This window comes from Brachybacterium netajii (SeqCode) (assembly GCF_054114245.1).
The window spans coordinates 278548-290882 of the sequence record NZ_JBSYXB010000003.1 but is presented as its reverse complement, the minus strand read 5'-3'; the positions used below and the strand labels follow the sequence as shown (position 1 = coordinate 290882).

At 72.5% G+C, this 12335-nt stretch carries 10 protein-coding genes; all 10 read right to left on the bottom strand.

The window, feature by feature from the left end; genetic code table 11:
* Window positions 1–10: 10 nt before the first annotated feature.
* Window positions 11–1000, bottom strand: coding sequence for a LacI family DNA-binding transcriptional regulator (locus ACXET9_RS08585; protein ID WP_457886281.1), 990 nt, complete (start codon window positions 998–1000; stop codon window positions 11–13).
* A gap of 120 nt (window positions 1001–1120) precedes the next feature.
* Window positions 1121–2140: a LacI family DNA-binding transcriptional regulator gene (locus tag ACXET9_RS08580; protein ID WP_457886119.1), complete on the bottom strand. Its 1020-nt coding sequence runs from the start codon at window positions 2138–2140 to the stop codon at window positions 1121–1123.
* Between the two features lie 169 nt (window positions 2141–2309).
* Entirely contained in the window at window positions 2310–2564 is a 255-nt protein-coding gene (locus ACXET9_RS08575) for a hypothetical protein (protein WP_457886118.1), read from the bottom strand.
* A 49-nt stretch (window positions 2565–2613) separates the two neighbouring features.
* Entirely contained in the window at window positions 2614–4767 is a 2154-nt protein-coding gene (locus ACXET9_RS08570) for a glycoside hydrolase family 127 protein (protein ID WP_457886117.1), read from the bottom strand.
* 128 nt (window positions 4768–4895) lie between these two features.
* On the bottom strand, window positions 4896–5993 hold the full coding sequence (locus ACXET9_RS08565) for a LacI family DNA-binding transcriptional regulator (protein WP_457886116.1): 1098 nt from the start codon (window positions 5991–5993) through the stop codon (window positions 4896–4898).
* Window positions 5994–6103: 110 nt separating this feature from the next.
* Window positions 6104–7267, bottom strand: a complete 1164-nt coding sequence (locus ACXET9_RS08560) for a Gfo/Idh/MocA family protein (RefSeq protein WP_457886115.1) — start codon at window positions 7265–7267, stop codon at window positions 6104–6106.
* Window positions 7264–8652: a Gfo/Idh/MocA family protein gene (locus tag ACXET9_RS08555; protein WP_457886113.1), complete on the bottom strand. Its 1389-nt coding sequence runs from the start codon at window positions 8650–8652 to the stop codon at window positions 7264–7266. The genes ACXET9_RS08560 and ACXET9_RS08555 overlap by 4 nt, the downstream gene beginning before the upstream one ends.
* Window positions 8653–8744: 92 nt before the next feature.
* Window positions 8745–9638, bottom strand: a complete 894-nt coding sequence (locus ACXET9_RS08550) for a carbohydrate ABC transporter permease (RefSeq protein ID WP_457886112.1) — start codon at window positions 9636–9638, stop codon at window positions 8745–8747.
* Window positions 9631–10569: a carbohydrate ABC transporter permease gene (locus ACXET9_RS08545; protein ID WP_457886111.1), complete on the bottom strand. Its 939-nt coding sequence runs from the start codon at window positions 10567–10569 to the stop codon at window positions 9631–9633. Before ACXET9_RS08545 ends, ACXET9_RS08550 begins: the two co-directional genes overlap by 8 nt.
* A 145-nt stretch (window positions 10570–10714) precedes the next feature.
* Window positions 10715–12019: an ABC transporter substrate-binding protein gene (locus tag ACXET9_RS08540; RefSeq protein ID WP_457886110.1), complete on the bottom strand. Its 1305-nt coding sequence runs from the start codon at window positions 12017–12019 to the stop codon at window positions 10715–10717.
* Window positions 12020–12335 lie beyond the last annotated feature (316 nt).

Genomic DNA, 12335 nt, shown 5'->3' with positions numbered 1-12335 from the left:
GACGGCCGCCTCACCCCGCGCTGGAGCCGCGGATGACGAGCTCGGGCTGGAAGGACACGTGCCGGCGGGGCGCGTCGGCGCGGACGATCTCCTCCTCGAGGAGCGCGAGGGCGGTGCGGCCCATGAGCTCCGCGGGCTGGGACACCGAGGTCAGCGGCACGATCGTGCTGCGGGCGAACTCGATGTCGTCGTAGCCGACGAGCGCGATCTCCTCGGGCATCGCGACCTGGTGCTGGTAGGCGAAGGCCTGCATGACGCCGACGGCGAGGAGGTCGTTGACGCAGAAGAGCGCGTCGGGCCGCTCCTCGCGGGGACGGGCGGCGATGCGTTCGCCGGCGTCGCGGCCGGCGAGGACGCCGAGCCCGTCGGCCTCGATCACCTCGAGCGCGAGGCCGGCCTCCGTCGCGGCGCGGCGGGCGCCCTCGAGACGGGACGCGACCTGGTGCAGCTCGGGGCGGGCGAGGAGCATGGCGATCCGTCGTCGGCCCTGCTCGAGGAGGTGGCGGACGGCGAGGGCGCCGCCGGCGGCGTCGTCGACCGCGACGGAGGAGCCGCCGCCCGCGGAGTGCTCGTGCTCGACCATCACGACGGGCGTGCCGCGGCCGCGGATCGCGGCGATCAGGTCGTCGTGGCCGCCCGTGGAGGCCAGCAGGATGCCGCGCACCCGCTGCTCCTCGAACAGCGAGAGGTACAGCCGCTCCCGGTCCTCCTCATGCGCGGAGGAGCCGACGATGACGGCGAGCCCCGAGGCCTGCGCGGCCGCCTCCATGCCGCGCGCGAGCTGCGCGTAGAAGGGGTTGCCGGAGTCCAGCACGATCGCGCCGACGGTGCTCGAGCGCCCCGCCTTCAGCTGCCGGGCGGCGTCGTTGCGCACGTACCCGAGCTCGCGGATGACCTCCTCGACGCGGGCCCGGCGGTCCGGGGAGACGATGTCGGGCCGGTTCAGGACGTTGGAGACGGTGCCGACGGACACGCCCGCCGCTCTGGCGACGTCCTTCATCCCGATGGGTCGAGTGCTCACGGGCCGAACCTACCGCAGGGCGGCCGCGGTCGCGGGCCGTCCGCCGACGGCGGGCCGGGCCGGTCGACGGCGGGCTGGGTCCGTCGGCGGACGGCTGCGTCAGTCGGCGGCCGACGGGACGGACGGAGCAGCCGGAACCGTCGGGGCGGTGTAGCGGGCGGTGGAGCCGCGCGGGACGAAGGTCGTCTCGAAGCGCCAGCGCACGCCGACCTCGTCGTCGGGATCCTCGACGAGCGCGTCGATGCCGGCGGCGCCCATCTCGTAGCGGGGCACGCGGACGGTGCTGAGGGCCGGGTCGGCGATCTCCGCGAAGGCGATGTCGTCCCAGCCCACGACGCTGAGGTCCTGCGGGACCCGGAAGCCGCTCTCGCGCAGCTGCGAGATCAGGCCCAGCGCCATCACGTCGTTGTAGACGAGCACGGCGCCGACGTCGGCCAGGAGCACCGCCTCGGCCGCCGAGCGGCCGCCGTCGGTCGTCGGCGCGAAGCCTCCGATGTCGACGGCGTCGAGGCCCAGCTCGGTCGCGAGCTCGAGGACGGCGAAGCGCCGACGGGTGTTGGAGTGGCTCGCCTCCGGTCCGCCGACGAGGCCGATGCGGCGGTGGCCGAGCGCGGCGAGGTGGCGGAGGGCGGCGCGGACGCCGGTCATGGCGTCGGCCGAGACCGCAGGGAGGGTCGCATGGGTGCGGTTGACCAGGGCGATCCGCGTCAGCAGGGAGGCCGCGTCGAGGCTCTCGTCATCCATGCGCGGGGAGCACAGCAGCACGCCGTCGACCTGCGAGGCGAGGGTGCGCACGAGCGGCAGCTCCCCCTCCGGGGTCTCCTCCGCGTCCGCCAGGAGGAGCTGCACGCCGTGATGCCGGGCCCGCGCCTGCGCGCCCTTGAGGACCGCCGGGTAGAACGGGTTCAGCAGATCGGGGACGACGACACCGAGCACGCCGGTGCGGCCCGTGCTGAGCGTGCGCGCCGAACGGTTCACGGTGTACCCGAGATCCGCAGCGGCCTGCTGGACGCGGTCGCGGGTCGCCGGCAGCACCATCTCGGGGCGCTGCAGCGCCCGCGAGGCCGTCGCGACGGAGACCTCGGCGCGCGCCGCGACGTCCCGCAGGGTGATCGCCATGCCGGTGCCCTCCTCACGCCGCCGCCGAGACCCCTGCCCCGACCCACGACCTGCATGAAACATTTGCACCGATTCTGACGCAGCGGCGGGACGCGGTCAACACCCCACGCCACCGTGATGCAATCGTTTGCGAATAGGGGCGTTCGTCGGACGCGCCGCGCCGCGCCGGTCAGCCGGCGTCGCGGGCCGCGAGGATCGCCTCGGCGACCGGCACGTGCCGGTCCTGCACCTCTGCGGTCCATGCCCCGAGGAGATGGAGAGTGGCGACGCGGAACACGAGCGCCCGCAGCAGCAGCTCCGGCCAGTCCCCGGCCCCGTCGTCCGCGGGAAGCTCGGGAGGCCGGACCATCTCGGTCAGCGGGAGGCCGTGCCAGCAGGCCGCGTCCGCTGCCGCGATCGCTGCGCCGAGCCCGACGGGCCGCATGCATGCAGGCTACCGCCCGAGCTCCCGGCGCCGGCGCCCATCCGTCCGCTCACGCCCGCAGCCAGACGCTCATCTCGTTCTCGCCGCGGTTCGCCCAGGCGAAGTACGGGATCAGCAGCGCCTCGGCGGGCTCGGAGCGGGGGCCGCGGTACACCGTGTAGAGGGATGCGCCCGCCGCGTCGGCCGCCTCCGCCCCCGGGTCGCGGCGGGCGGGGACGCGCAGGCGCACCATCGGCTCCCCCAGCGCATCCCACTCCTCGATCGCGATCGCGTACGGGTCCAGGGCCGACGGGTCCAGGGACAGCAGGTGGAGGTCCTCGCCGTTGTCGGCGGACTCGGCGCAGAAGGTGATCGGTCCGCGCTGGATCGCGACCCGGCCGGCGTCCTCGCGGACCCGCGGGTCGGCCTGCATGATGCGCACGGGCATCGGGAAGTCGAAGGAGATCAGGTCGCCGTCGGCCCAGTCGCCGGTGAGGCGCACGTAGCCGTCGGCCGTCTCGCGGGTCACGGCGCCGCGGTCCTCGGCGGTGGAGGTGATCGCCGCGCCGTCGTCCCCGGACCAGCCGGGCACGCGGAGGGCGAGCGTGCCGATCGCGGGCCCGGCGACGCCTGCCGCGCCGTCGGCCGCACCGTCGATGCGCACGCGGATCGACCCGGTCCCGGACCAGGGCATGCCGGCCTCGACCTCGAGGCGGACGGGCGTCCCGCCGAGCGAGGCCTCGACGTCGCCGCCGAGGTAGAGGTGGACGAGCAGGGCGTCGTCGGTCGCGGTGTACGCGTAGGACTGCAGGGAGGCGAGGAGCCGGGCGAGGTTCGGCGGGCAGCAGGCGCAGCCGAACCAGGGCTGGCGGACGATCTTCACATGCGCCTTGCGGGAGTCGCGGTGCGAACCCGCGGGGGTCGCCTCGAGCGGGTTGACGTAGAAGAAGGCGCGGCCGTCGAGGTCCATGCCGGCGAGGACCGTGTTGAACAGGGCCAGCTCCATGACGTCGGCGTACTCGGCGCGGGGCCGCAGCTGGAGCATGCGCCGGGCGAGCAGGACCAGGGAGATCGCTGCGCAGGTCTCCGAGTAGGCGGTGTCGTTGGGGAGGTCGTGGTCGTAGGAGAAGGCCTCGCCGTCGACCGTGCCGCCGATGCCGCCGGTGATGTAGAGCTTGCGGTCGACGATGCTGCGCCAGAGCCGCTCGCAGGCCTCGACGAGGCTCGCATCGCCGGTCGCGCGGGCGACGTCGGCCATCCCGGCATACAGGTAGCCGGCGCGGACGGCGTGCCCGACGGCCTCCTCCTGCTCGCGCACGGGCGCATGGGACTGGAAGTAGGCATGGTTCACGGTCCCCTCCCAGCCGGCGCGCTCGAGCCCGGCGTCCTGGGCGCGCTGCCGCTCGACCTCGAAGTACTTCGGGTCCTGGCCGCGCTCCTCGATGAAGAAGCGGGCGAGCTCGAGGTAGCGCTCCTCGCCGGTGACCTCGTGGAGGCGCACGAGCGCGAGCTCGGCCTCCTCGTGGCCGGGGTAGCCGCGGAGCTTCCCCTCCTCGCGGCCGAAGCGCTCGTCGATGTGGTCGGCGAAGCGGCGCACGATGTCGAGCAGCGAGTGCTTGCCGGTCGCCCGATGATGGGCGACGGCCGCCTCGGCGAGATGCCCGAAGCAGTACAGCTCGTGGTTGTACTGCAGGTTCGTGAAGGCGAGATCCATCCCGGTGAGGATGTAATAGGTGTCGATGTAGCCGTTCTCGAGCTGCGCGGCACCGATCAGGGCGATGGCCTCGTCGAGGTCCGCTTCGAGGCGGGGATCGGGATGGGTCTCGAGCGAGTACGAGGCCGCCTCGATGAACTTCGCGAGATCGCTGTCCTGGAAGACGAGCCCGTAGAAGGCGTCGGGGTCGGGGTTCTCCGGGTCCGCGGGGAGCTGCTGGAATCCGCGACCGGTCAGCTCGGGGGCGACGAAGGCGTCCCCCTCGCGGCGCGCGCGGTCGCGCTGACGGGCGGCGGCCGTGAAGTTGTGGATGCACCAGCTGGGCTCGGCGCCGGGGACGCGGTCGTGCAGCGCCTCCCACTGGTACGGGATGACCTCCTCGCGCACGAGGCGCTGCTTCGCGCTCCAGAACGCGTCGCGCACGCGCACCGCCGACAGCGGCAGCGGGACGCTCGGCGTCGGGAGGGCGGGATCGACGGGGCCGACGGGCGTGCTGGGTGTGCTATTCATGCAGAGCCTCCTCGATGAGCGCTTCACCCTCGCACCACAAGGGCTTTCGATACGGCCAGCGTGCCGCATCCGCGATCATTCCGCAAGGCCTTTCGGTCTGCTATCGGTCTGACGAGCGGACCCCGGCCTCAGCCGAGCGTCGAGCGGCGGGCGACGACGGTCCCGGCGACGAGATGACGGCCGGGGCCGATCCGCGGGCCCGCGCCGTCGGTCTCGTCGGACCCGCTCGCCCCGTCCCCGGGCACGGCGGCGAGGACCGCGCGGGCGGCGAGGCGGCCCATCTCCTGAAGGCCCAGGTCGACCGAGGACTGCGGCAACCGGCCCTCGACGACGGGCGTCCAGTCGTCGAAGCCGATGACCGCCACGTCCTCCGGGACCCGCCGGCCGCGGGAGCGCAGCAGATCGATCGCGCCGCGGGCGACGGTGTCGCTCGCGCAGACGAGGGCGTCGAGCGCGCCGCCGTCGGCCGCTCCCCCGTCGGCCTCGCCCAGCAGATCGGCCGCTCCGGCGAAGCCCCAGTCCTCGGTCCAGGCGCCGAAGCGCGGGGCGCCGCCGACGGGGCGGAGCCCGGCGGCCTCGAGGGCGTCGACGACGCCGAGGGCGCGGGCGCTCGAGGCGGTGTGGCCGCCGGCGCCGGGGTCGAGCGGTCCGGCGAGCATGCCGACGCGGGTGCGGCCGAGCGCGAGCAGGTGCTCGGCGGCGAGGCGCCCGGCGCCGCGATGGTCGGCGAGGAGGCTGATGTCGGCCGGATCCGTCGAGGGCGAGTACGCGTAGACGACGGGGACATGGGCGGGCACGGGCAGCGGGGTGCGGGGCTCGGGGATGCTCCCGACGACGATGATCCCGTCGACGCGATGCCGCAGCAGGGAGGCGAGGTGGCGGCGCTGGAGCGCGTCGTCGCCGTGGCTGTCGGCGAGGATCGCCATGGTGCCGACCTCGGCGAGGGCCTGCTCGGCTCCGATCAGCACGGGCATGGCGAAGCGGCCCTCGAGGTCGTCGGTGAGGACGCCGACGATCCCCGTCCGCCCTGACATGAGGCTCCTGGCCTGCAGGTTCGGGGTGAACCCGAGGGCGTCGGCCGCGGCCCGGACCTTCTCGCGGGTCGCCGCGGCGACCTCGCCGCGGCCGTTGAGGGCCTTGGAGGCGGTGCCGGCGGAGACCCCGGCGGCGCGGGCGACGTCGGCGAGCGTCGGACGGCGCGGCGCGGTGGAGCTCTCGCTGCTCACCTGGGCTCCTTCCCGGCGGACCGCACGCGCGTCCCGCCCCGCCCGAGGATAGCGGGAGGGGCGGGACGGGAGCGCGGGTCAGCGGGTCAGCGCGTCAGCGCGTCAGCGGCTCACGGGGTCCAGACGCTGACGGCGTCCTCGCGGGCCCAGCCCACGCCGATCTCGCTGAAGGGACGGCCGGCCTCGAGGGCGCGGGCGAGGATCTCGCGGATGTCGTGGACGGCGGGATGCGCCTTCTCGCCCTCGCCGATCCAGTCCACGTGCTCGGCGTCGATCGGCAGCGGGTCCGGGACCGACTGGATCGCCTCGAGGACGGCGCTGAAGGCGCCCGTGGAGGCGAGCGGGCTGATCAGCTCGGTCCCGCGGTCGCGGACATGCGCGAGGAGGTTCTCCAGCAGGTCCGCGCGCTCGTAGCGGCTGGTGGTGACGGTGCCGTCGGCCTGGCGGGCCTCGGAGCGGTCCTCCGTGTAGAACAGCCGCAGGGTGCCGCCGGTGGCGACGACCTCGACCCACGGGGCGCCCTGCTCGGGCGAGGTCGTGGTGAGGGCGGCGATGACGGAGGGGCCGTCGCCGGCGGGCTCGATGCGCAGGAAGCTGGTGTCGTCGGCCTCGATGTCGTGGGCGCGGCGCAGCTCGGTCGTCACCTGCGCGACGTCCTCGACACGGGTCATGCCGGCGGCCGCGAGGCCCGCGTGCACGGCGTGCGCGAGGGGGTTCGTGGCGACGCCGTCGGCGACCCGGTGCCCGTCGAGCCGGCGCCGGCCGGCCCAGCGCGAGCGCCGGTAGTAGGCGCGGTCGCGGGTCCAGGCGCCGTAGACGTGCACGGCGGTGACCTCGCCGAGGGTCTCGTGGACGACGGTCTCGCGGAGCTCGTCGACCCCGGCCCCGCCGCGCGCCTGGAAGCCGACCTGCACCGAGCGCCCGGCCGCGCGGGCGGCGTCGAGCAGCACGGCGTGGTCGGTGAGCGAGGGCACCGGCGGCTTCTCGAGGTAGACGTCGCAGCCGGCCTCGAGGGCGATCAGCGCGAGCGGCACATGGGTGTCGATCGGCGTGGCGATGATGACGATCTCGGGAGCCTCGTCGGGCCCGAGCGCGGCCAGCAGCTCCGGGAGGGAGGCGTGGTGGATCGCGCGCAGCTCCTCCGGCGGCTCGGCGACGTCGACGACGCCGACGAGCCGTGCGACCCCGTCGGTCGCCAGGCGCTCGAGGTTCGCCCGGTGGATGCGGCCGTAGCCGTGGGTGCCGACGAGCGCGACCCGCACCGGGGCGGTCATGCCCGGGCCTCCGCGGCGACGGGCTCGGCGTCGGGCTCGGCCGTCGTCGCGCCGGCGACGCGGGACAGGTCCAGGCCCAGGTGCTCGCGCACCTCGACGGGCTGGCCGGTCTCCAGCGAGCGGTTGCCGCAGATGCCGACGGCGATCGCGCGCAGGCCGTCGTAGTGGTCCGAGGGGCGGCCGAGGTCGTCGATCACGGGGCCGACGAACACGTCGCGCAGCAGCAGCGCGTCGCCGCCGCCGTGACCGCCCTCGCCCTGCGGGATCTCGACCTCGCGGGCGGGCTCGAAGTGGTGCTGGACGACGAGGCGCTCGCCGCGCTCGCGGACGCCCGCGTCCTCGGAGGTCACGGCGACGGCGCTGGGATCGAGGTGGGTGCCGCCGTCCTCGTCGGCGCGGGGCGCGACCTCGGCCCGCTCGATGACCTCGAGCTCGGCGCGGCCGCGGGTGCCGTTGACGGCGACGCGGTAGCCCTCCCACGGGCAGTGGGCGTTCAGCGCATAGGTGAGGACGGTGCCGCCGGCGTAGTCGACGATCGCCGTGAGGTTGTCCTCGGTGGTGATGCCGGCGCCGAAGACCGACTGGTCGCGGCGGTAGCCGTCGTGCTGCTCGGCGTCGAGGTAGAGCGCCTTCAGCCGCTCGTCCTCGCGCAGGTCCAGCTCGAAGTCCGAGTGGCCGCCGTCGTGCGTGCCGCGCTCGGGGCTCTGCTCGCGGCCCTGCGCGCGAGCGTTCTCGTCGCCGTAGAAGCGCAGGCCGCCGCGGGCGTAGACGCGCTCGGGGACGTCCGCGGTCCACCAGTTCACGAGGTCGAAGTGGTGGGAGGACTTGTGGACGAACAGGCCGCCGGAGTTGGTCTTGTCGCGGTGCCAGCGACGGAAGTAGTCGGCCCCGTGCTGGGTGTCGAGGACCCACTCGAAGTTCACGGAGACGACCTCGCCGATCTCGCCGGACGCGATGATCTGCTTGAGGGCCGTGTTGCGGGGGCTGTAGCGGTAGTTGAAGGTCACGACGACCTCGCGACCGGTCCGCTGGACGGCGTCCTCGATGAGGCGGGCGCTCTCGGCGTCGATCGTCAGGGGCTTCTCGACGACGACGTCGGCGCCGGCCTCGAGCGCCCGCACCACATGCTCGGCGTGGAAGCGGTCCGGGGTCGTCACGATGACGCGGTCCACGCCGAGCTCGGCGACGATCTCCTCGAGCTGCTCGGGTCCGGCGAGGCGGACGCCCGCGAAGGCCTCGTGGTGATCGCGGTGGTACTCCCGCCGGGCGGGGTTGGTGTCGAGCAGGGCGACCAGCTCGGCGACGTCGGCGTGGGGGCCGGCGATCGCGTCGAGGTACATCTGGGCCCGATGGCCGGATCCGATGAGGGCGTAGCGCGTGCGCATGAGGGGTGTCTCTCCAGGGACGAGGGGACGGGCGGGGCTGTCGGTGCGGGCGGTTCTGTCGGGACGGACGAGGCTGTCGGGGTGGGCGGGGGTCACTTGATGCCGGTGGTGGCGAAGCCCTTGACGAGGAAGCGCTGGCCGAAGAGGAACACGATGAACAGCGGGACCAGGGACAGGATCGACATGGCGAACATGGCGCCCCAGTCGGAGGATCCCTGGGTGTCCAGGAACTGCTTCAGCGCGAGCGGGACGGTGAAGTTGTCCGGCGTGGTCAGGTAGATGAGGGAGCCGAAGAAGTCGTTCCACATCCACATGAAGGTGAAGATCGTGGTGGTCGCGAGCGCGGGGAGCATGAGCGGGAGGATCACGCGGAAGAAGATCCGGAAATGCCCGCAGCCGTCGATGCGCGCGGCCTCGTCGAGCTCCCGCGGGATGCCGCGGATGAACTGGACCATGAGGAACACGAAGAATGCGTCGGTCGCCAGGAACTTCGGCAGGATCAGCGGGAGCATCGTGTTCACCCAGCCGGTCTGGCTGAACATGATGTACTGCGGCACGATCACCACGTGGATCGGCAGCATGAGGGTCATCAGCATGACCGCGAAGGCGATGTTGCGCCCCCAGAACCGCAGCCGCGCGAAGGCGTAGGCGGTGAGCGAGCAGGCGATCAGGTTGCCGATGACGCAGCCCAGGACCAGCAGCGTCGAGTTGATCAGGTAGTGCGAGAACGGCTGCGCGAGAGCGTTCCAGCCGCGCACGTAGTTGGAGAAGTCCAGGCTGATCGGGAACAGGCTGGGATTGCGGAAGATCTCCTCGTTGGGGCGGAGGGAGGAGACGACCATCCACAGCAGCGGGTAGATCATCACGAGGCTCGCGACGATCAGGACCACATGGCGCAGGGCGCGTCGGCCCAGGCGGCGGGGGCGCGGGCGGACCTCGATCGCGGGGCGGTCGGTCACGGCGGCAGGGCTGGAGAGATCAGTCATCGTAGAACACCCAGAACTTGGAGAGGACGAAGTTGATGGCCGTGAAGATCGCGACGATGATCAGCAGCAGCCACGCCATCGCGGAGGCGTATCCCATGTCGAACTGGCCGAAGCCCTTGAGGTAGAGGTACAGCGTGTAGAACATCGTCGAGTCCGACGGGCCGCCGGTGCCGCCCGAGACGACGAACGCCTGCGTGAACGACTGGAACGCGTTGATGACCTGCAGCACGAGGTTGAAGAAGATGATCGGGGTCAGCAGCGGGAGCGTGATCCGGAAGAACTGCGCGACGGCGGAGGCGCCGTCGACCGAGGCCGCCTCGTAGTACATGCCGGGGATCTGCCGCAGGCCCGCGAGGAAGATGATCATCGGCGAGCCGAAGGTCCACACGTGCAGCAGGATGATCGTGCCGAGCGCCGTGTCGGGGTTCGAGACCCAGCCGGGCATGTCGGTGAAGCCGAGCATCCCGAGGACCTGGTTGACCAGGCCGTTGGCGCCGAACATCTGGCGCCACAGGATCGAGATCGCGACCGACCCGCCCAGCAGGGAGGGCAGGTAGAACACCGAGCGGTAGAAGGCGAGGCCCTTCATGCCCTGGTTGAGCAGCACGGCCAGCAGCAGCGCGGCGATGAGCTGCAGCGGGGTGCCCACCAGGACGTAGATGAAGGTGACCTTCAGGGCGTTGTGGAGGCGGGTGTCCGCGGCCATCTCGCGGAAGTTGTCGAGGCCGATCCATTCGGGGGCGGCCAGCAGGCTGTAGTCGGTGAACGACAGGTACAGCGAGGCGATCATCGGGATCAGGGTGATGCCGAGGAAGCCGAGCAGCCAGGGCAGCATGAACCCCATCGCTGCCCGATTGTCGGGGTGCTTCTCCTTCGGACCCCCCTTGCGGCGGTTCTTGGCCATGCTCGAGAGCTCGCCGAGTGCGCTCATGGGGTGCCTCCCTTCGTGTCTGCGTCAGGTCGTGGGGTGAGGGTCGGACGGTCGCCGCCGCCCGCGGGCGGGATCCCGCGGGCGGCGGCGACGGGGTGCGGGGAGGCCGCGCGGCGCTCGGGGCGCTCCGCGGTCTCCCCGCCGCTCAGGCGAGAGCCGCCTCGAGCTCGTCGATGACCCGCTGGCCCGCGTCCGCGGCGGACACGTTCCCGAACAGGACGTCCTCGCCGGCGCGGCTGAGGATGCTCTCGAACTCGCCGCCGCCCTGCGGGGTGATCTCAGGGGCGGAGCCGAGCTCGGACTCGATCATGTCGAGATAGTCCACGGCCTTCGTGTTCGCCTCGTCGAGCTCGGCGACGACGGCCTCGCGGACGGTCAGGTTGCCGGGGACGCCGCGCTCGACGAGGGTGATACGTCCGGCGTCGGGCGAGTTGACCAGGAAGTCGACGAACTCGATCGCCGCCTCCGGGTACTTCGTCGTCGCGGAGACCGACCAGTACATCGAGGCCTTGTACCAGAGCTGCGCGTCGTTCGCGGAGCCCGTCATCGACGGCGGACGCAGCACGGTGACGCCGCCGTCGATGAGCGCGTCATGGGCGACGACCTGGTTGGACCAGACCATCGTCATGCCGATGCGGTCGGTGGCGAACAGCGACTGGTCCATGGAGGAGGCGGCGTCCTCGACCGTGGTCGAGGCGTCGGGGCCGGCGCCGGTGTCCTGGATCTGCTGGGCGAACTCGAACAGGCTGGTCGCGGTCGCCGCGTCGAATCCGGGGCCGCCGTCCTTGTACTGGTCCTGGCCCTTCTGGCGGACCCAGATCTGGAAGACGGCCTGCACGGTGGCGATCTGCGTCATGCCGTAGACGCCGTCGTCGGTGGCCTCGGAGATGGCCTGGGCGGTGGCGAGCATGTCGTCCCAGGTCCAGGTGGTGTCGTCGGGCAGGTCGACGCCGGCGGCCTCGAAGACGTTGGGGTTGGCGATGATCGCGACCGCGTTCAGGCCCGCGTTGATCGCGAGCAGGCCCTTGTCGGCGACCTCGCCGACCTCGACCGAGCCCTCGGCGAAGTCGTCGGTGTTCAGACCGGCCTCGCGCAGGTCCAGCAGGACCCCGCGCTCGCCGTACTCGGCGAGGTACTTCTCGTCCATCTGGATGACGTCGGGGGTGTCGCCGCCGGCGACCTGGGTGGCGAGCTTGTCCCAGTAGCCGCTCCACTCGCCGGGCTCGAGGGAGATGCTGACGGTGTCGTCGACGTCCTTGAAGGCCTCGACGACGGCCTCGGTCATGGGGTTGCGGGTGTCGTTGCCCCACCAGGCCAGGCGCAGCGAGGACGTGCCGTCGCCGCTGTCGCCGCTGTCCGAGGAGGAGGTCGCGTTGGGGCCGCAGGCGGCGAGGCCGGCGAGGCCGGGCACTGCGAGGCCGAGGGCGAGAGCGTGCCGTCGAGAGAACATCAGATCTCCTTTGATCCGGGTGGGCGTGAGCCGCGATGAGGAATCGATGGGAACTGCCGAGTGCTGCGGGGCCGGGGTGCGGGCCGAGGCTCCCGACGCTGGGAGCACCGGGCCGTCCCGATGGGTGATGCCGGCGGGGCCGGCGCGAGGATGCCACCGGGTTGCCACGATCTATGAAAGGTTTCATGCGCGTCTCGCGAGGGTTGCGCGATCCGGCGGGCGAGAGGGGTGGGTACCCCGGCCCGACTCTTCTAGGAAAGCGCTTGTCGGCGGTCCTGTCAATTCTCGCGACCATCCTGGACCACGGCCGTGACCG